The organism is Polaromonas sp. P1_H6, assembly GCF_056405195.1.
This window is the reverse complement of sequence record NZ_JBFUCN010000009.1, coordinates 43,324-63,080: the sequence shown is the minus strand read 5'-3', so window position 1 is coordinate 63,080 and position 19,757 is coordinate 43,324. Positions and strand designations below refer to the sequence as shown.

Annotated in this window: 19 protein-coding genes; 3 read left to right on the top strand and 16 right to left on the bottom strand. The window is 64.1% G+C overall.

What is annotated here, in order from left to right; translation table 11 throughout:
* Nucleotides 1-126 precede the first annotated feature (126 nt).
* On the top strand, nucleotides 127-2,328 hold the full coding sequence (priA, locus tag AC1D1F_RS10635) for a replication restart helicase PriA (protein ID WP_477676457.1): 2,202 nt from the start codon (nucleotides 127-129) through the stop codon (nucleotides 2,326-2,328).
* Nucleotides 2,329-2,360: 32 nt separating this feature from the next.
* Here priA and AC1D1F_RS10630 read toward each other — a convergent pair whose 3' ends face one another.
* The 4 genes from AC1D1F_RS10630 to AC1D1F_RS10615 all read right to left on the bottom strand — a co-directional run bounded on the left by AC1D1F_RS10630 (nucleotide 2,361) and on the right by AC1D1F_RS10615 (nucleotide 5,398).
* Nucleotides 2,361-3,020 (bottom strand): site-2 protease family protein, encoded by a 660-nt coding sequence (locus tag AC1D1F_RS10630; protein ID WP_477676458.1) that lies wholly within the window; start codon nucleotides 3,018-3,020, stop codon nucleotides 2,361-2,363.
* Between the two features lie 211 nt (nucleotides 3,021-3,231).
* Nucleotides 3,232-3,753, bottom strand: a complete 522-nt coding sequence (locus AC1D1F_RS10625; protein ID WP_477676459.1) for a hypothetical protein — start codon at nucleotides 3,751-3,753, stop codon at nucleotides 3,232-3,234.
* A gap of 100 nt (nucleotides 3,754-3,853) precedes the next feature.
* Nucleotides 3,854-4,537, bottom strand: a complete 684-nt coding sequence (locus AC1D1F_RS10620) for a hypothetical protein (RefSeq protein WP_477696222.1) — start codon at nucleotides 4,535-4,537, stop codon at nucleotides 3,854-3,856.
* A 96-nt stretch (nucleotides 4,538-4,633) separates the two neighbouring features.
* On the bottom strand, nucleotides 4,634-5,398 hold the full coding sequence (locus AC1D1F_RS10615; RefSeq protein WP_477676461.1) for an ArsR/SmtB family transcription factor: 765 nt from the start codon (nucleotides 5,396-5,398) through the stop codon (nucleotides 4,634-4,636).
* A gap of 120 nt (nucleotides 5,399-5,518) precedes the next feature.
* On the opposite strand from AC1D1F_RS10615, the gene AC1D1F_RS10610 reads away from it, so the two are divergent.
* A complete protein-coding gene (locus AC1D1F_RS10610) occupies nucleotides 5,519-6,805 on the top strand; it encodes an MFS transporter (RefSeq protein ID WP_477700718.1) in 1,287 nt (428 codons plus the stop codon).
* A 3-nt stretch (nucleotides 6,806-6,808) separates the two neighbouring features.
* Here AC1D1F_RS10610 and AC1D1F_RS10605 read toward each other — a convergent pair whose 3' ends face one another.
* The 12 genes from AC1D1F_RS10605 to AC1D1F_RS10550 form a co-directional block, all read right to left on the bottom strand.
* The gene (locus tag AC1D1F_RS10605; RefSeq protein ID WP_477676463.1) at nucleotides 6,809-8,107 is read right to left on the bottom strand and encodes an RNA polymerase sigma factor; all 1,299 of its coding nucleotides are present in this window, start codon (nucleotides 8,105-8,107) and stop codon (nucleotides 6,809-6,811) included.
* A 6-nt stretch (nucleotides 8,108-8,113) separates the two neighbouring features.
* Nucleotides 8,114-8,545, bottom strand: a complete 432-nt coding sequence (locus AC1D1F_RS10600) for a YciI family protein (protein WP_477676464.1) — start codon at nucleotides 8,543-8,545, stop codon at nucleotides 8,114-8,116.
* 139 nt (nucleotides 8,546-8,684) lie between these two features.
* Entirely contained in the window at nucleotides 8,685-9,221 is a 537-nt protein-coding gene (locus AC1D1F_RS10595) for an SRPBCC family protein (RefSeq protein ID WP_477676465.1), read from the bottom strand.
* Nucleotides 9,222-9,397: 176 nt separating this feature from the next.
* Nucleotides 9,398-10,171, bottom strand: coding sequence for a YciI family protein (locus AC1D1F_RS10590; RefSeq protein WP_477676466.1), 774 nt, complete (start codon nucleotides 10,169-10,171; stop codon nucleotides 9,398-9,400).
* A 54-nt stretch (nucleotides 10,172-10,225) separates the two neighbouring features.
* The gene (locus tag AC1D1F_RS10585) at nucleotides 10,226-10,651 is read right to left on the bottom strand and encodes a YciI family protein (protein WP_477676467.1); all 426 of its coding nucleotides are present in this window, start codon (nucleotides 10,649-10,651) and stop codon (nucleotides 10,226-10,228) included.
* Between the two features lie 168 nt (nucleotides 10,652-10,819).
* Nucleotides 10,820-11,773, bottom strand: coding sequence for an AEC family transporter (locus AC1D1F_RS10580; protein WP_477679213.1), 954 nt, complete (start codon nucleotides 11,771-11,773; stop codon nucleotides 10,820-10,822).
* 222 nt (nucleotides 11,774-11,995) lie between these two features.
* Complete coding sequence (locus AC1D1F_RS10575) at nucleotides 11,996-13,054, bottom strand: porin (protein WP_477696223.1); 1,059 nt, start codon at nucleotides 13,052-13,054, stop codon at nucleotides 11,996-11,998.
* Nucleotides 13,055-13,086: 32 nt separating this feature from the next.
* Nucleotides 13,087-13,305 carry a hypothetical protein gene (locus AC1D1F_RS10570; RefSeq protein WP_477678818.1) on the bottom strand — a complete coding sequence of 73 codons (219 nt, stop codon included), beginning with the start codon at nucleotides 13,303-13,305 and terminating at the stop codon, nucleotides 13,087-13,089.
* Nucleotides 13,306-13,368: 63 nt separating this feature from the next.
* Nucleotides 13,369-14,649 carry an L-fuconate dehydratase gene (locus AC1D1F_RS10565; protein ID WP_477678819.1) on the bottom strand — a complete coding sequence of 427 codons (1,281 nt, stop codon included), beginning with the start codon at nucleotides 14,647-14,649 and terminating at the stop codon, nucleotides 13,369-13,371.
* Nucleotides 14,650-14,716: 67 nt separating this feature from the next.
* Complete coding sequence (locus AC1D1F_RS10560) at nucleotides 14,717-15,658, bottom strand: substrate-binding domain-containing protein (RefSeq protein WP_477678821.1); 942 nt, start codon at nucleotides 15,656-15,658, stop codon at nucleotides 14,717-14,719.
* Between the two features lie 137 nt (nucleotides 15,659-15,795).
* The gene (locus tag AC1D1F_RS10555; protein ID WP_477696224.1) at nucleotides 15,796-16,791 is read right to left on the bottom strand and encodes an ABC transporter permease; all 996 of its coding nucleotides are present in this window, start codon (nucleotides 16,789-16,791) and stop codon (nucleotides 15,796-15,798) included.
* A 22-nt stretch (nucleotides 16,792-16,813) separates the two neighbouring features.
* Nucleotides 16,814-18,352, bottom strand: a complete 1,539-nt coding sequence (locus AC1D1F_RS10550) for a sugar ABC transporter ATP-binding protein (protein ID WP_477696225.1) — start codon at nucleotides 18,350-18,352, stop codon at nucleotides 16,814-16,816.
* A gap of 497 nt (nucleotides 18,353-18,849) precedes the next feature.
* On the opposite strand from AC1D1F_RS10550, the gene AC1D1F_RS10545 reads away from it, so the two are divergent.
* Nucleotides 18,850-19,710 (top strand): IclR family transcriptional regulator, encoded by an 861-nt coding sequence (locus AC1D1F_RS10545; protein WP_477675331.1) that lies wholly within the window; start codon nucleotides 18,850-18,852, stop codon nucleotides 19,708-19,710.
* Nucleotides 19,711-19,757: the final 47 nt, after the last annotated feature.

Sequence of the window (19,757 nt, the reverse complement as noted above, 5' to 3'; positions counted from 1 at the left end):
CGCGGACAAGCTGTCAACAAAGTTATCCACAGAAAATCTGGAAATCTGTAAAGTGGCGCGAAATCAAGGACTTAGCGCATCATCTGGATGTATTCCTCAAGAAGTAAACACATTTAGTTACTCCGAATGAGCTATTGGTTGCAAGTCGTCGTCGCGGCGCCCGCGCACAGTTCCATCGCCGGGCCCCTGACTTACCAGAGTGAGTCGCCACTGCCTGTGGGCTCGCTGGTGCGCGTGCCGCTGGGCCGGCGCGAGGTCCTGGGCGTGGTCTGGGAACTGCTGGCCGACAGCGGCGCACTGCTGGAAATGCAGACGCGCCAGGTCGCCGGCGCGCTGGAAGGCCTGCCCCCCTTGTCCGCCACCTGGCGCAAGCTGGTGCAGTTCACCGCGGCGTATTACCAGCGCTCGCTGGGCGAGGTGGCGTTGGCCGCGCTGCCGCCGCAACTGCGCGACCTCAGCAATGTGCAGCTGGCGCGGCGGCTCAAACGCCCGGTAGCCGACACCAGTTGCGCGCCGGACGGCCGCGGCCTGTGGGCGCTCAGCACGCAGCAGGCCGCCGTGCTGGCTGAATTCCATGCCGACAGCCGGCCCGCGCTGCTGTTCGGCGCTACCGGCAGCGGCAAGACCGAGGTCTACCTGCGCGCCGCGGCCCGCGTGCTTGAGCTCGACCCGGCCGCCCAGGTGCTGGTGATGGTGCCCGAGATCAACCTCACGCCGCAGCTGCAGTCACGCTTCGAGCAGCGCTTTTCCCACTTGGGCAAGGAACGCGTGGTGGCCCTGCACAGCGGCCTGACCCCGGCCCAGCGCCTGAAAAGCTGGCTGGCGGCCCACGCCGGCCACGCGCGCCTGGTGCTGGGCACGCGCATGGCGGTGTTCGCCTCCATGCCCAATTTGCGCCTGATCGTGGTCGACGAAGAACACGACCCAAGCTACAAACAACAGGAAGGCGCGCGTTATTCTGCGCGCGACCTGGCGGTCTACCGCGCCAAGATAGAAACCGAAGACGCCACGCACGCGCACGGCCCCTGCCGCGTGCTGCTGGGCTCGGCCACGCCTTCGCTGGAGAGCTGGCAGGCCACGCTGGCCGGTCGCTACCAACGGCTCGTCATGGATGAGCGCATTGGCACTGTTTCATCAACCGGCGAAGAGCTGGCGCCCTACTCCGCCGGGCCTCAGCCCGAAGCTTCCACACCGCTGCTAGCCAGCGAACCCGGCCCCCTGGGCGATGCCGGCAGCCTGCCCACGGTGCGGCGCGTGGACATGAACCACCAGCCCAAGCACTGCATCATCGCGCCGCCGTTGCTGGACGCGATCGCCCAGCGCGTGGCGCGCGGCGAGCAGTCGCTGATCTTTCTGAACCGGCGCGGTTATGCGCCCGTGCTGGCCTGCCATGACTGCGGCTGGAAAAGCGAGTGCCCGCATTGCAGCGCGTTTCGCGTCTTCCACAAGATGGACCGCACCTTGCGCTGCCACCACTGCGGTTTCACCGAACGCGTGCCGCGCGCCTGCCCGAGCTGCGGCAACATCGACATCGCGCCCGTGGGCCGCGGCACCGAGCGGCTCGAAGAACACCTGGCCGAGCTGCTGGCCGGCGTGAAACGGCCCGACGGCGAGCCGGTGCGCATCGCCCGCATAGACGCCGACACCACGCGGCTCAAGGGCGCGCTCGAATCCCAGCTGGCCAGCGTGCATGCGGGCGAGGTCGACGTGCTGGTCGGCACGCAGATGATCGCCAAGGGCCACGACTTCCGGCACATCACGCTGGTGGCGGCCATCAACCCCGACGGCGCGCTGTTCTCCAGCGACTTCCGCGCGCCCGAGCGACTCTTCAGCCTGCTGATGCAGGCCGGTGGCCGGGCCGGCCGCGACGCGCGCCACAGCGGCGCCAGCGAGATGTGGGTGCAGACCTTCCACCCCGAGCACCCCCTGTTCGAGGCGCTCAAGCGGCACGACTACGCGGGCTTCGCGGCCCAGCAGCTGGCCGAACGCGAAGCGGCCGGCATGTCGCCCTTCGGCTTTTCGGCGCTGGTGCGCGCCGAGGCGCGCACACAGGAGGTGGCGCAAGGCTTTCTGAATGCGGCGGCAGCCCAGGCCGACGCGCTGCAGCTCACGGGCAACGGCCAGGTCACGGCCTACCCGGCGGTGCCGATGACGATACAGCGCGTGGCCGATATCGAGCGCGCGCAGATGCTGGTCGAAAGTTCTTCGCGCGCGGCGCTGCAGCGCTTCCTGGCGGCCTGGCAGCCGGTGCTGTTTGAAACGCGCCAGCAGGCTGAATTCAAAAGCCTGATTCGCTGGGCGATTGATGTGGACCCGATTGCGATTTGATGGAATGGCAGGCGCTGTATTTTCATCAAGTGTCAGGCACCGCTGAGCCACGTGACGAGGGCAAGAAGCCAAAGAGCCAGCAACCCCAGCCAAACGAAGAGAAGCGCGTTGGTGGCTGCTTGAGGCCACACTCGCGCGATACCGCTGGCGCGACCAAGAACACCCAACGCGGCGCCCCCATTCAGCGCAGGTAGAGGAAGCAGGTTGAGCGCGGCGAATTTCGCAGCGACTACGCCGAGGATCAATGTTGCCGGCGCATCTCGCAGGAATGTACTGGTCTCGATGAGCAACTTCTGCGCCGTTTCGAATGGCGGGATGGCACCTGCGACGATTTGGGTCGGCATATTCAAGAAGGCTGCAAGCGCATGCGATCCCGCCAGCACGCATGCGAGTACGAGTAGAACGAGGCAGCCAAACAACGCTACGGCGAATTGCTTGATGACTGACGCGCCTTCAAGGGTTGATCGAACTTCATCGACTGGCACATCTTCCTCGTGGATGCTCCGCAGGCGGACATACCCGCCGACAGGAAAAAGGCCCAGTCGAAAGCCCTTGCCTCTGACCAGGGTCGGGCCCAGGCCTATCGAGACCTCGCGGACTGTGATCCCCAGATACCTTGCTAACCAGGCGATAGCCGCAAGGTGCACAACGACACAAAGGAGAATTGCGAGGAAGAGGAAGAGCAAGAGCATGGATGCGGTGCCTAATGTTGGAGATAACCGGCGGACAGCAGGCGAGCGAGGCCCGACGACAGGACGTCCGTGTCGATCGACCTGTCAGGCGGCACTTCGTGCACTCTATGCAGCGGGCCATGACATCCCCCACGAGCCTTGCAAGCAGCCCCAAGGCGTAGGCAAGGACCCACGCATAGTCTCGCAAGGGAATTCGGGACTGCCAACGCCACTACTCAATCTCAGCCCTGACCGTGATACCGCGGAAACTGCGGAACCACGCCTCGCGTTGCTCCGGAGTCGCGCCAAGACGTGACATGTGAATTTCCAGGCATCGGCCCTTGTCATTGCCGGAAAACACGTGAGCCTTCAGTTGCTCGATGGGCCCAATTTTGAACGCATATAAAAGTACCCAGGCGTTAGCGCCCGCGGGAATAATTTGCACAGTTGCAAGATCCGGCTTGTACCTTGAAATAGTGCTCCCAACGAGCCAACTTGCACACTGCTGGGCCGAGGCGCCATCAGCCTTCTCCGAGAGCGCAGAGACATTGAATCCATCCGGTGTTGAGCCCAACAACAGCGCGGCTGGGTTTTGGGCCGCTGAGGGATGCGGCCGAAATTGAACTTGCGGTGCGCCAGGCACAACAACTTTGAAATAGGGATCAGTGAGCCCGATAGTCAGGTCTTCAGCGAAGACTTGCGAGGACCAGAGCAAGATGCCGGCAGCTGAGGCGAGTGCGGAAAGTGTTTTCATGGACGTGGATTGTGGGAACTAACGTTATGTTTTCCGCAAATGCCACCGCCATCTGCGCGAAGCCGCCTCCCATAGGTGTGGGTCTGTGTCGATTGACCCGTCAAGTGCGCGCTTCATTCGTGGTCACAGGGACTCCAATGGACCGCATGTACTCAATGACCTTCTCAACCGCGCGCTCACGATACTTGAAATCCCCAGACCGAGACCGCCAATGAAGTCTCGCTCCGTCCCGCAAGTTGAACACCAGGCGATGATGCTTGGACATGAAGGCCCACCGGAGGCCGTACGCAAAGGCGAGTGTCAGCAGACCCACCTGGACTCTCGTTCCTGGCTCCAACCGTGACCAATACATGATGAGGAAGTATCCGATGGCCAACATCAATACCACCAGAAGTGCCCCGGCGATGATGTGAAAGACCGATGAACCCGACTCGTACCGCAAGCCCACGCAAGTTTTAAGCGGCACGGTGTCTATTCGGTATGGCGTCGTGATGGAGAATTGCTTCTTCAAGACCCTGAGCGTTTCCGTTCCAACACTGACAACCTGGCCAATGTGATGGGCGTAGTCGTCGTTGGGCACGAGCCCCGCGACGAGCTCTTCTTCAGACAGTGGCATGGCGGTGAGTACCTGACTTAATGTATTAGCAGCAACGCCGGAACTGGCATCAATGGCGCATTCCAGACTTGCGGCGATTCTGGACCAAATGCGCAGGCTTGAACATCCCCTCATCTGAAGAAGGCCCCAAAACTCCGCTTCCGTAGCGTTCAAGGCATTGATATCCAAGCCCAGGCACTGCAAAGGCCGGCTTCCGAGCGCACGATGCCCCCGTGATTCGCGCCGAAACAATCAGCCGGCAATGCCACGTTGCGGGCGCCCGGCTCAGGCAGCCATGGATCGCGGCTCCCCTTGCACAGGCACTGCATCGCCCTCCGTCACCTGCCGCCAGTTTTCCTGCCCCATCCAGCCGCGCAGCGCCATCACGCCCCTGGGCGTGATCTCCAGCGCGCGCACGCCCTGGCGACGCATCAACCAGCCGCTGTCCAGGCAGTGCGCGCAAATCAGCGTGCCCAGTTGCCCAGCCACATGGAAGCGGCGCTCGCTCCAGTCAAGGCATGGGCGGCAGTAAGGCCGCTTGGTGTTGGTGCCAGGCAGTGAAGCCGTCAGGTCAATGCCCAGGCGTGCCAGCACGGCGCCGGCTTTGTCGGTCACATGGCCGGCCTCCCCCTCAAACGCAATCGCGCCGTCGGCCACCAGGTGCTGGGCAATGGCCACGCCGAGCCGGCCGGCGATGTGGTCGTAGCAGCTGCGCGCCATGCGCATGGCGGCGTCCTTGGGCCCGGGCACCACGGCGCGGCGAACGGCTGGCGCGTTCTGCGCCGCGAGCTGCGTGATGCCTTCGAGCACGCGGGCCACGTCGGCCGAGGCCAGGCGGTGATAGCGGTGGCGGCCGTGCTGCTCCACGCGCAGCAAGCCGCCTTCGACCAGCAGCGCGAGGTGGCGGCTGGCGGTTTGCGGCGACACATTGCCGGCGCCGGCCAATTCATGGGCCGTGAGCGAACGGCCGTCCAGCAGTTCCATCAGCATGGCGGTGCGGGCCGGCTCGCCGACCAGCGAGGCGATGTGGGCGATCTGGTTGGTGTTCATACAGCAACCTTAGCAGCATCGGAGAGCCCATGCTTCGCTCCGGAGCTAAGTATCGCGGCCCCGGCGCGCCGCACCATGGAGGCCATGCGGCAAGCACTGTCCCCTCTCAAGGAAACTCCCATGGAAACATCCGCGACCCCCACTCTCCAGCCCCCGGTACCGCGCGCCTTCTTCGGTGCCACCGTGGTGCGCGCCGCCTTTGTGCTGGCCATCTTCGGCTGGGGCATAGGTTTTTACAGCCCGGCGATTTTTCTGCACGCGGTGCTGGCGCGCACCGGCTGGGCGCTGCCGCTGGTGTCAAGCGCCGTGACCTTTCACTTTTTGTTCGGCGCGGGTGTGGTGGCCTGCATGCCTCGCATCCATGCCCGTCTCGGTGTGGCCGCGACGACGGCTGCCGGTGCCGCCGCGCTGGCCGTGGGCCTGCTCGGCTGGGCGCTGGCTGCCCAGCCCTGGCAATTGTTTGCGGCCGCGCTGCTGACCGGCGGCGGCTGGGTGACCATGGGCGCGGCGGGCATCAACGCCATCATTTCGCCCTGGTTTGTGCGCGGCCGGCCGATGGCGCTGGCCAAGGCCTACAACGGCGCCAGCCTGGGTGGGGTGATTTTTTCACCGCTATGGGGTGCGCTGATTGCCGCGATGGGGTTTACCGCCGCAACGCTGTGGGTGGGCGCGGCCATGCTGGCCGTCGTGGGCTGCCTGAGCTTTTTTGTGGTGGTGCAAACGCCGGAGCGCCTGGGCCAGCGGCCCGACGGCGATGCGCCGAGCACGCCGCCCGGCAGCGTTACCTCAGCGCATGCCAGGCCGCTGCCGGGCCGGCTGTTGTGGCGGGACCGCGGCTTTCGCACGCTGGCCGGCGCCATGGCGCTGAGCCTGTTCGCGCAGGCCGGCTTGATCACGCACCTGTATTCGCTGCTGGTTTCGGCCCTGGGCGCCCMGGGCGCGGGCCTGGCGATGGCGCTGGCGACCGCTTGTGCGATTGGCGGGCGCACCATCGTGGCCAAATGCATGCCGGCCGGCGCCGACCGGCGGCTGGTCGCCAGTGTGAGTTACGCGGTGCAGATCGCCGGCTCACTGGCTTTGGCCTGCGCAGCGGAACACCAGGGCGCGCTGATCCTGCTGGGCGTGGTGCTGTTCGGCGTCGGCATCGGCAACGCGACCTCGCTGCCTCCGCTGGTGGCGCAGGTGGAGTTCGTCAAGGAAGACGTGGCGCGCGTGGTGGCGCTGATCGTCGCGATGTCGCAAGGCCTGTGGGCGCTGGCGCCGGCCACGTTTGCCCTGCTGCTGGTGACCAGCCATGGAAGCCCCGCGCACCTGGGTGCCGGCACGGGACTTTATTTCGGCGCGACGGTGCTGCTGCAGCTGGCCGCGATTGCCTGCATGCTGGGCGGCCGCAAGCCCGCAGGCTGAAGTTCAGCCCAGGCGCGGCGTGGAATCCGGCAAACAAGCCGCGGCGCGCGCCAGCAGCAGCTCGCGCTCGCGCAGGTTGCGCGTAAGCGAGGCGGCGCGTTCGAATTCGGCATGGGCCTCCTCGAGGCGTCCCAGCTTGAACAAAAAGTCGCCGCGCACGCTGGGCAGCAGGTGGTAGTTTTTCATCAAGGGCTCGGCCAGCAGCGCGTCGGCCACCTCCAGCCCCGTGGCAGGGCCGAAAGCCATGGCCAGCGCCACGGCGCGATTCAGCTCGACCACCGGCGAGGGCGCGAGCTGCGCCAGCGCGTCGTAGAGCGCGGCGATGCGCGTCCAGTCGGTGTCTGCCCCCGTGGGCGCGCGCGCATGGCAGGCGGCGATGGCGGCCTGCAGCGCGTACGGCCCCAGCGCGCCGCCCAGTGCCTCGGCGCGCGCGAGTGCGGCAAAGCCGCGGCGTATCAGCAAATGGTCCCAGCGCGCGCGGTTCTGTTCCAGCAGCAGGATGGGCTCACCCGATGGCCCGGTGCGCGCCTTGGCACGCGAGGCCTGGATTTCCATGAGGGCGACCAGGCCGTGGACTTCGGGCTCCTGCGTCGCGAGCTCGGCCAGCACACGCCCCAGCCGCAGGGCTTCGTCGCACAGCGCGGGCCGCATCCAGTCGCTGCCCGAGGTGGCCGAATAGCCTTCGTTGAAGATCAGGTAGATGACTTCCAGCACCGAGGCCAGCCGGGCATCGCGCTCTTCGGGGCCGGGTACTTCAAAGGGAACGCGCGCCTCGGCCAGGGTGCGTTTGGCGCGCACGATGCGCTGGGCCACGGTGGGCTCAGGCACCAGGAAGGCGCGCGCGATCTCGTCGGTGCTCAGGCCGCCCAGCAGCCGCAGCGTGAGCGCGATGCGCGCCTCGGTGGACAGCACCGGGTGGCAGGCGGTGAAGATCAGGCGCAGCAGGTCGTCGCCGTAGTCATCAGCGCCGTCGTCCCCGTCGCCGGGCTCGTCTACGTCGGCGAAAGCCATGTCCTGCTCCAGCTCGAGTTCATGGCCCAGCTCTTCATGCTTGAGCGCCAGCAGCTTGCGCCGCCGCAAATAATCAATGGCACGGTGCTTTGCGACGGCCATGAGCCAGGCGCCCGGGTTGTCGGGAACACCGGTCTTGGGCCAGCGCTCGAGTGCCGTGACCAGCGCATCCTGTGCGATCTCTTCAGCCAGGCCCACCTCCTGCACCATGCGCGCGACCTTGGCGATGACCTTGGCCGACTCGATGCGCCAGACGGCGTCGATGGCGCGGTGGGTTTCATGCGAGGCCATGCCGCTTCAGGCGCCCTGGCTTTTTCCGCTCGGGGCCTGCTGCATCTCGGTGAAGCCGGCGGCGGCTTCCTGCACGTCGCTCGGGAAGTCCGACATTTCCATCACCTGGCGCAGCTCGATGGTTTCGTTTTCGGCGGCGGGGCAGCGCGAAGCCCATTGGATGGCTTCCTCGCGCGAGGCCACATTGATCATCCAGAAGCCCCCCACCACTTCGCGGGCTTCGGCGAAGGGGCCGTCGCTCACACGCGGCTTGCCGCCGGGGAAACTCACGCGCGCGCCCATGGACGGCGGATGCAGGCCTTCGAGCGAGAGCAGCACGCCGGCTTTTTGCAGTTCTTCGTTGTACTTCATCATGGCGGCCACGGCGTCGGCGCTGGGCAGGGTGCCGGCGGCGGCGCTTTCGTAGCCTTTGGGGATCATCAGCATCATGAATCGCATTTGAATAACTCCTTGAGTGTGGGTTGAGATTGCGAGCCGGGTTGGGGTGCGTCACCCTGGAGTGCCTGGCTCTAACTCTATGACGAATGGTTTTGGGGAAATCGACAAGGTTTCCCCGAGAAAATTTCAAACAAGCTTCTTACTTTTCCGCAGCGGCCTTCATGGCGGCCAGGCCGTCTTCAAAGTCCTTGCCCACCATCTTGTCGATGTTGAAAAAGACATGCATGACCCTGGAGATCAGGGGTGCGGGGCCCGCCATCTCCCAGCTCACCACGCTGCCGCCGGCCTGCGGCTGGATGCTGAACACCACCTTGTTATGGGCTTCAAAGGGCTTGCTGAAGTTCAGGTCTATCTTGACGAGGGAAGATGGCACGGACTCAGTGATCAGCATGTCGCCCATGCCGACCTCCTTGCTCTCCCAGGCATAGGCCGCGCCCTTGCCGGTGGCCGGGCCGCTGAAGCTGCGCTTCATGGCCGCGTCCTTTTTCTCCCAGGGCGACCAGGCGCCCCAGTTCTTGTAGTCGTTGATCAACGGAAAGATTTTTTCGGGCGGCGCCTGGACGGTGACCTGACGCTGGACACGAAAAGTCTCGGGCTTGCCGGCGGCAAGCACCAGCACCGTCGCGACAAAAAGCACGATAACGACGGCGGCAATGATGGCAATGGTCTTGAACATGTAAATCCCCTTTTTGGTGTTCGTTCACTTCATGAATGGGCGAGCGCCGGGTTTATCGGGCACGCACGCTGTGCGGCCTCCAAAAAACGTCTGCTCACCGTTACGACGAACGGAAAACATGAAATCGACATGCCCTGCCAAAAAAATTTCAGATTTTTTTGGCCGCACCCCGACCTTCAGGCCGCGGCGAAATCGGCGGCCTCATACAGCAGCCGGATTTCAACCTCGACCTCCTCGGTGTCGCTGAAAGGAAACGGGTAGCCCAGCGCCCAGTCCACCGCGGCCTGCAGCGAGCGCGCCTGGATGATCCAGAAGCCGGCCAGCAATTCCTTGGCTTCGGCAAAGGGCCCGTCCATCACACTGGGTTTACCCCGGGTGAATTTGAGACGAGATGCGCTGGCGCTGGGCTTGAGGCCTTCGCCCATCAGCAGCACGCCGACCTTGACGGCCTCGTCGTTGTGCTGGGCCATGCGCCCCAGCCACTGCTTGTCGGGCACGGTGCCGGCTTCGGCCCTGTCGTTGGCCTTGAGCAAAATCATGAAACGCCGAAAGCCTTCGGGCAAAGCCGGCGCGCCTTCACCGGCCACGCCGCGCAGGCCGCCGGGGCAGCCGCCTTCGCGGACCTCCAGCGAACTGTTGCCGCCGGCATCTTCCTGCGGCCAACGTTTGAGCCACTCGATGACTTCCTGGCGCGAGGCCGCCTCGACCATAGTGAAGCCGGCGATCAGCTCCTTGGCTTCGGTGAAGGGGCCGTCGACGACCGTGGGCTTGCCGCCGGAGAAGCGGATGCGAGCACCCTTTGAACTCGGCTGCAGGCCCTCTCCGCCCAGCAGCATGCCGGCCTTGGCCAGTTCTTCGTTGTAAGCGCCCATGGCGGCCAGCAACGCGGGGCCGGGCAGTTCACCAGCCTCGGTGCTCGCGTCGGATTTGCGCAGGATCATGAATTGCATGCGTGGAGTCTCCTTAGAACCCGGTTTTTACCTCAAACGCGGGGCGAGTGCGTTTCAGCTCCGCGCTTCGACCTGCCGGCGCAGGCGCTCCTCGGCCTCGCGCAGTTCGGGCGTGAACTCGGCCCCGAAGTCTTCGGCCGAGAACACCTGGCGGATTTCGATTTCAGCTTCGCTCTCAGGCGGAAACGGGCAGCGTTTGACCCATTCAATCGCCTCTTCCTTCGACGAAACCTGCAGCATCCAGAAGCCGGCCACCAGTTCCTTGGTTTCGGGGAAAGGCCCGTCAATCACGGTGCGCTTGCTGCCGGAAAACCTGACACGCGCGCCTTTGGAACTGGGGTGCAGCCCCTCGCCCGCGAGCATCACGCCGGCCTTGACCAGTGATTCGTTGAACTTGCCCATGTCGGCCAGCAGTTGTTCGCCGGGCATTTCACCGGCTTCGCTGTGTTTGTCGGCTTTCACCAGAACCATGAATTTCATATCGGACTCCTTTGGGTTGGGAGCGGAGAGCCCGGACAACCCGGGCAGAAACATCCTGCTCTTACCGGTACGACGAACGGGCGGAGCGAAATCGACAGCAGGGGCGCCGTCTTTTTTCAGTTTTTTTGTAACAGCCGCTGAAACCCGGGCGCAGGCCCGGGCTCCGCCTCAGGTGAGCAGGGCTACGGCCGCCGAAAAGCTGAAAAAGGCCAGCACAGTGGACAACAGGATGATGCGCGCGATGCGGCCGTTGTCGGCGCCGAAGCGCTCGGCCAGCATCGCCACGTTGCTGGCGCTGGGCAGGGCCGCCACCAGCACGATCACGGTGAGCGCAAACCGATCCAGCGGCACGCCCAGCGCGATGGCGCCCAGCCCCACCAGGCCCACGAGCACCGGATGGACCACCAGCTTGATCAGCGCCACCGGCACGTAGTCCCTGAGCGGCGTGGCCGCAACGCTGTTCATCTGTGAGCGGGCCAGCACCGCGCCTATGGTGAACAGCGCCACCGGCGAGGCGGCGTCGGCCAGCAGCCCCACGGTCTGCATCACCGGCCCGGGGAGCGCCACCCCGAAGCCTGACGACAGCGCGCCCAGCACGATGGCCCAGGGCATGGGATTGAGCGCCACGCCCTTGAGCGCCTTCTGCGCGGCGACTTCGGCGCCGTGGATGTCGGCCGAATCCAGCCGCGACAGCGCGATGCACAGCGAACTCGTCACCAATAGATCAACAAGGATGGTGACGATGGCCGGGCCGGCGGCCTGCGCGCCCAGCAGCGCCACCAGCAGGGGCACACCCATGAAGCCGGTGTTGGGAAAGGCCGCGACCAGCGCGCCGAAGGACGCATCGTTCCAGGCAATGCGGCCCTTGCGCGTGAGCATCACGGTGAAAGCCACCATCAGCAGCGCGCACACCAGGTAAACCGCGACCAGGCTGGCGTCCAGCAGCTGCGCGATCGGCGTGCCGGCGCCGAAGCGGTAGAGCATGCAGGGCAGCGCGAAATACAGCACAAAGGTGTTGAGGCCGGGGATGGCCAGATGCGGAAGCAGGCCGCGGCGCGCGGCCAGGTAGCCGCACAGCACCAAGGCGAAAAAGGGGAAGGTGACGAAAAGAATGCCGAGCACGGCGCTGATTGTCGCCCACGCCTTGCGTGTGGGTGCGTCGCAAAGCTCCGCCCGCCTGTCGATTGGGCAAAAAAAATAGCTGCAGCGCAGGGAGTGCCTGCGCTGCAGCTACTTATTCATGACAGGGCAAATGACGGCAGGACGGCTGGCGGGTGGCGTGATTCCGATGCGAATCCCGCCAGCCCGCCGCCGAACGCCTGGCCTTCGCCCGGCGCCGCCGCTTTAAAAGCTGTGCGCAATGCCCGCGTAAATGGTTCTTTGCGACTGGTTGATCGCCGGATTTCCCGATACCGTGTCCACCCCGAAGTTGGCGCCACTGGAGTTGCTGACGTTGCCGAATGCCGCGTACAGCAGCGTGCGCTTGGACATGCTGTAGTCCGCGCCCACCATGCCCAGCGTGGCCTTGCCGGCCACCCGGTCAGACTTGACGTGGAAGACCGAACCGATCAGCGTGAGCGCCGGCGTCACATCGTAGCGAACGCCGACCCAGGCATGCTTGAGCTTGGTCGCTGCGGTGAGGGCCGCGTCAGCTGCGGTGATGTAGTCGTAGGCCGCATACAGCTTGGCCGGGCCGATCTTGTAAGTGCCGCCGACGATGGTTTCCTTGGAGGTGTTGAAAACATCCGTGAAGGTGCCGGCGGCATTACGGCGCTGGGAATAGATGGCGCGCAGCATCAGGTCCTGGTTCGCATAGGTCAGAGAAAAGCCTTCGCCGCGGTTGGCCTTGTTGTTGCCCGCCTGTTCGCCGAGCGAGATCTGCCCCGTGGCATTAAAGCCGCCCATATCCGGCGTTGAATACTCGATCACATTGTTGGCACCGGGCCAGCTGCGTCCCCTGACCAGGGTGGCGCTGCCCACCCACTGCTGGCCGGTCGGGTCCAGGTCCCACACATCATTGCTGATGAACAGGTTCTTGCCGAGGCGAAAACTGCCCCAGCTGGCGTTGGACAGGCCGACATAGGCGCGGCGGTTGAACAGGTTCGTTCCGGCCCCCCCGTTTTTAAGCTCAAACCCGCTTTCGAGGGTGAAATTGGCCGCCAGTCCGCCCCCCAGATCTTCCTTGCCCTTCATGCCCCACATGCTGGTGCCCCACTGGTTGCTGGCCACCATGGTTTTGGAGAAGCTGGCATTGGCCACCGGGTCAAACACATGGTCGATATAGGCCAGGCCTGACACGACCCGTCCGTACAAGGTGACGGTGGACTGGGCAGAGGCCATTTGCGGAGCCAGCACGGCCGCGCAGGCAACGCCCAGGTACATACTACGGATAGCACTTTTCATGATTTGTCTCTCTTTTCTGTGGTTGGATTGAGTCAGTTGAAGAAGTCCGGATATGCCCATTCGCCGGCATGGCTGCCCAGAGCGAACCCGGTTCGGGCGGGGAAAACATGGCGGCCCGCTTTCACCGTGCTCTTCAGGCCCGGTGGCTGGCAGCGCCGCATGGCGTTTCGGCGGTGTGGATGTCTGTTCATGGCGCCCGGCGGCAGGAACACTGCCGTGTCGGCAATTTCGCGGTCGGTCGATAAGTCCATCGTGGGGCTCCGGTCTCGTCTGTTGGTCATGGGTGGGGCAGGCAATGAAGGGGCGGCGGGCCGTCAAGCCCTGAAGGCGTACTGCGCCAGCGACTCGCGCTTCATCTCGATCGAATAACCCGGCCGCTGCGGCGGCATGTAGGCGGCATTGCGAATCACGCAGGGATCCACAAAGTGCTCGTGCAGGTGGTCCACGTATTCGATGACCCGGCCTTCCTTGGTGCCGGCGATGCAGAGGTAGTCGATCATCGACAGGTGCTGCACGTATTCGCACAGGCCGACCCCGCCGGCATGCGGGCACACCTTGAGCCCGTACTTGGCGGCCATCAACATCACGGCCAGCACTTCATTGACCCCGCCGAGCCGGCAGGCGTCGATCTGCACCACGTCAATGGCGCCCTGCATGATGAGCTGCTTGAACATGACGCGGTTCTGGCACATCTCGCCGGTGGCGACCTGCATGTCGCCCTTGACCGCCTCGCGGATGCGGCGATGCCCCTCGATGTCGTCGGGGCTGGTCGGCTCCTCGATGAACCAGGGTTTCGCAAAACCCAGGTGGCCCAGCCATTCAATCGCCTCGTTCACATCCCACACCTGGTTGGCATCGATCATCAGGGTGCGGTCGGGGCCGAGCACCTCGCGGGCGACACGCACCCGCCGGATGTCGTCCTGCAGGTCGCGGCCCACCTTGAGCTTGATGTGCGAAAAGCCGGCATCCACCGCCTCCTGGGCCAGGCGCCTGAGCTTTTCGTCGTCATAGCCCAGCCAGCCGGCGGAAGTGGTGTAGCAGGCGTAGCCTTCCCGCTCCAGCGTCTCCAGGCGCGCGTCCTTGCCGGCGGCCTGGCGCGTCAGCAGCGCCAGTGCTTCGGCCGGCGTGATGCAGTCGGTGATGTAGCGAAAGTCGATCAGCCTGACGATTTCTTCCGGGCTCATGCGGGCCACCAGCTTCCACACCGGCAGGCCCTCCTGCTTGGCCCACAGGTCCCACACGGCGTTGACCACGGCGGCCGTCGCCAGGTGGATGGCGCCCTTGTCCGGGCCTATCCACCGCAGCTGGCTGTCCGAGGTGATGTAACGCCAGAAACGGCCCATGTCCGCGGTCACCCAGTCCATGTCCAGGCCGACCACCAGGTGGCGCATGGCTTCGATGGCGGCGCAGCAGATTTCATTGCCGCGGCCTATGGTGAACGTCAGGCCATGGCCTTCGAGCCCCGGCTGGCCGGTTTCCAGCACCACATAGGCAGCCGAATAATCCGGGTCCGGATTCATCGCATCCGAGCCGTCAAGATGCCGCGACGTGGGAAAGCGCACGTCGATGACACGCATGGATTGGATAGTGCTCATGAAGGATTGCCGTTTGCCTGGTGAAGAAGCGCTTCAGCGCGTGGCAGCCTTGAGGCCGCCGCACCCATCAGTCATACAGGACCGCCGCGATCTTGGGATCGTTGATGGTGGTCTTGTCGTAGTAATAGAAGCCGGTGTCTATGACCTTGGGCAGCTTCTCGCCCTTGAGGGACTTGACCGCCGCCTCGACGGTCTTGTAGCCGATGCCGACCGGGTTCTGGGTGATGGCGCCGGCCATGGAGCCGTCCAGGATGGCGGCTTTTTGCTGCTTGCCGGAGTCGTAGCCGATGATCACCAGCTTGCGCTTCATCTCCCTGGCGCCGTTCAACGCACCGATGGCCGAGCCTTCGTTGGCGCCGAAAATGCCCTTCAGGTTGGGATTGGCTTGCAGGATGGACTTGGTGATCTCGGTCGATTTGAGCTGGTCGCCGCCGCCGTACTGCACGCTGACGATCTTGATGTTGGGATAAGTCGACTTGATGCGGTTGACAAATCCGTCGGTGCGGTCGATACCGGTGCGGCTGGTCTGGTCGTGCACGACCAGGGCGACATCGCCGCTTTTACCGATCAGCTCGGCCATCTTGTCGGCGGCCAGGGCGGCGGCGGCCACGTTGTTGGTGGTGGTTGTGGTCACCGGAATGTCGCTGTCCACGCCCGAGTCAAAGGCGATGACCGGGATCTTGGCGGCCTGGGCTTTTTTCAGCAGCGGGATCGACGCCTTGCTGTCCAGCGCGGCAAAGCCGATGGCCGACGGTTTTTTGGCCAGCGCCGCCGCGAACATGTCGATCTGCTTGTCCACCATGCTCTCGCTCTCGGGGCCTTCGAAGGTCACCTTGACCTTGTAGTCCTTGCCGGCCTGCTCGGCCCCTGCCTTGACGGCCTGCCAGAACTGGTGCTGAAAGCCCTTGGAGATCATCGGGATGTAGATCTCGTCGGCGGCCAGCGCCGTACTCAAGGTGGAAGCCAGGCCAAGGCCCAGCGCGAGGCTTAAAAGTGTTCGTTTCAAAATCATGTCGTCTCCTGATCGTTATGGTTTGCTGCGATGAATATCAAAATCAAACGTCTGCATGGGCTGGGGATTTGGGGTTCTCCTTGCTAAGGACCGCACGCAGGCGGCCCGGCGGCTGAGACGGCGTTTGCTTGCATCTACCTGCGCTTTCGCAAGATGTCGGCATATACCGCCGCGATGATGATCAGGCCGGTCACCACGGTCTGCCACTCCTGGGCCACCGACATGATGCGCAGCCCGTTGGTCAGCACGCTCATGATGAAAGCGCCGATGATGGTGCCCAGGATCGTGCCGACCCCGCCGCTGAGCGAGGTGCCGCCGATCACGACGGCGGCAATCGCGTCCAGCTCGTAGCCCTGGCCCAGTGAGGGCTGTGCGGAGTTCAGGCGCGAGGCGATGAGCAGGCCGGCTATGCCGCAGATCGCGCCGCTCAGCGTGTAGACAATGATCTTCCAGCGGTCCACGTTCACGCCCGACAGGCGCACTGCCTCTTCGTTGCTGCCCAGCGCGAAGGTGTAGGTGCCCAGCACCGTCTTGTTCAGCACCAGGCTGGACAGCACCGCCACCACAAAGAGGATCAGCACCGCGTTGGGGATGGGGAGTTCGGGCAGGAAGTAGCCGATCAGCGATTCCTGGGAAATGAGCGAGAACTCAGGCGTGTCGTTGAAATAGATCGGCTTGGAATGGGTGATGACCAGCGACAGGCCCTTGAGCATGAGCATCATGCCCAGCGTGGCAATGAAGGGCGGAATCTTCAGCTTGGCAATCAGCATGCCCGAGATGAAGCCTGAGAGCGCGCCGAAGAAGATCGCCGCCAGCACGCCCAGGTAGAAGGGCAGGCCCCAGTAGGTCAACACCACCCCGGCCATGACGGCGCAGAACGTCATCAGGGTGCCCACCGAAAGATCTATGCCCGAGGTGATGATGACGAAGGTGCAGGCAATGGCCAGCACGCCGTTCACCGCGGTGGCCTGCAAAATGCCCACCATGTTGTCGGTTTGCATGAAGCTGGGTGAGGCCACACTGAAGAAAATCAGCAAACCCAGCAAGCTGGCAAACGCCAGAAGCTTTTGACGGGTATTGCTGCTGAAGGCCGCAGTTTTAAAACCCTGCAGCAACTTGGAGACGGTCATGGAGGAAGGTTCCGTTGTTGTTTTAGAAGGCGCCAACGGCAACCAGGCTGGAAACGGCCGCCGGCGCTTCGCGCTGGGTGGCCAACTGCATGATTTTTTCCTGGGTGGCCTCTCTGGCCGACAGCTCGCCGGTGATGCGGCCCTCACACATCACCACGATGCGGTGGCTCAGGCGAAGCACCTCGGGCAGTTCCGAAGAGATCATCACGATCGCGCGGCCTTGCGCCGCCAGCGCATTGAGCAGCTTGTAGATTTCGCTCTTGGCGCCCACGTCGATGCCGCGCGTGGGCTCGTCGAAAAACAGGATCTCGCAGTCGCGCACCAGCCATTTGGCGACCACGATTTTTTGCTGGTTGCCGCCCGACAGCAGCGCCACTTTCTGCTGCGCGCTGGGTGTCTTGATGCCCAGCTGCGCGATCAGTTTCACCGCCGTTTCCTGCATCGCGGCGGGCTTGAGGAAAAAGCTGAAGCTCAGAAAGCGCCGCAGGGTCGCCAGCACGATGTTGGTCTGCACGTCCATGCCGGTGGCCAGGCCAAAGTGCTTGCGGTCTTCCGACAGGTAGCCGATGCCGTGCTTCACCGCGTCGGCCGGGCTGTGCACCCCGATCCGGCGGCCCCTGACCCAGATCTCTCCCGAATCCCTTTTGTCGGCGCCGAATACGGCGCGTGCCACTTCGGTCCGGCCGGCGCCCATCAGGCCGGCAAAGCCCAGGATCTCGCCCTTGCGCACGCTGAAGCTGACATCCTTGATCGTGCGGCCGCGATTGAGGCCGCGCACCTCCAGCACGGTCTCCCCGCCCTGGTCGCCTGCCGGCGGTCGCTCGTCTTCCAGCAGCGCGCGCCCCACCATCATGCCGATGATGGTGTCCATGCTGGTGGTGGCGGTCGGCACGGTGCCGATGTACTGGCCGTCGCGCATCACCGTCACGCGGTCCGAGATGCGCTTGAGCTCGTCCATCTTGTGCGAGATGTAGACCATGCCGACGCCCTGGCGCTTGAGCTGGCCGATGATGCGAAACAGGTCGTCGATTTCGGCGTTGTTCAGCGCGGCGGTGGGCTCGTCCAGGATCAGCACGCGCGAGTCGAAGGACAGCGCCTTGGCGATCTCGACCATCTGCTGGCGCGCCACCGTCAGGTCGCAGACCAGCGTATGCGGCTCCAGGCTCAGGTTCAGGCGGTCGAAGATCGCCTGGGTATCACGGGCCATCTTTTCGGTGTCGACGAACAGGCCCAGCCGGCCGAGCGGCTCGCGTCCGATGAAGATGTTCTGTGCCACGCTGAGGTGGCCCATCAGGTTGAGCTCCTGGTGGATGATGCCGATGCCCAGTGCTTGCGCGGCGCGCGGGCTGGTGATCTCGACTGGCTGGCCGTCGATGCTGATCTCGCCGGCGTCCTTCTGGTAGACCCCGGCCAGTATCTTCATCAAGGTGGATTTGCCGGCACCGTTCTCGCCCATCAGGGCGTGCACTTCGCCCGCGGCAAGCTCAAACCGGGCGTTGTGCAGCGCGCGCACTCCCGGGAAGGACTTGCACAGCTTGGTGATGGCCACAAGAGGTGTCATGAGCGGTTGCTGGCAACTGCGGTGTTCACTCAGGTCCTTACGACGCCGCCGGCGCACAAGAAAGACGTGCCCCGAGCGCCGTCCCCGGCGCAAGCCGGTGCACAGGCTGCGGCCACCAGTCCGGACGCCGGCGCTGAGACCGATACCGTTTTCTTCTCAAATCGTCCTGGGCGCATAACAAAAACCTTTTTTAGCTGACGGGACCATTTACGAGGCAGGGCGCCAAAGGCAGGAAACTTATTGTTACAAATGGTTCATTGATGAACAATCTATTCACTTATGGATCGAAACGGTGTGAATCATAGAAATTTGCTCATCTTTCCAAGCTCCGGACTTTCCCTAGGTCAGGATTTAATTTATTGATGAACATTAAGTGCAAAAGTAAATAAACTCAACGCAATGAAGGCGAAAGTCCTCGCAAGCGCCATGTGACATATCAGGAGCGCTGCGTTACATATCAAAATTGCAATGCCTTTGCCCTCACCCAACCCGCCGCCATGACACCAAAATCTTTTCCCCCGACGATCGACCCGACCCCGAATGACGCTGGCGCCACCGCATCTCCGCCTCTTGCGGAAGACCGCTACCGCGCACCGGCGCTCGACAAAGGCCTGGACATCCTGGAGTTGCTGGCCCGTCAGCCGCAGGGCCTGACACGCGCGGAGATCGTCAAGGAAATGGACCGCAACGCGAGCGAGATCTACCGCATGCTGGAGCGCCTGGTGGCGCGGCAATATGTGATGCGCTCGCTCTCGGGCGACCGCTACTCGCTGAGCCTGAAGCTCTTCTCGCTGGCCCACATGCATCCGCCGCTCAACCGGCTGGTGACCCAGGCCATTCCCATCATGGAAGCTTTCGCGCAGAAGGCGGAGCAGGCCTGCCACATGGGCGTTTATGACCAGGGCAATGTGCTGGTCACCGCACAGGTCAACGGCCCCGGCACCTGGAGCATGACGATCCGCGTGGGGGTGCATGTCGGGCTGGTCGACACCGCCTCGGGCCGGGTGTTGCTGGCTTTCGCGGATGCCAGCCAGGCCCAGCAAATGCTGGCCCAGCACACGGCGCTCGAAGGCGAGGTGCCGATCGAGTCCGATGCATTGGCTGCCGCCCTCGGCGTGATCCGCAAGCAAGGCTATTTCGAGCGCGACAGCCTGCAATCTTTCGGCGTGGCCGATATTTCCTGCCCGATCTTCGGGCCCGACCACAGCGCGCTGGCGGCACTGACCTGCCCTTACGTGCGGCGCATAGACCGCCACGTCGGCCCCGACCAGAAAACCGTGCGACTGCTGCTGCAGCAGGCGGCCCAGGCCTTGTCCCTGACGCAGGGCGGCTTCGCCCCGGCGAGCCGGTATGCGTGAAGCCGAGCCAGGTCCGGCAGCGCTATTGCTTTGATAGCTTCCTGGGC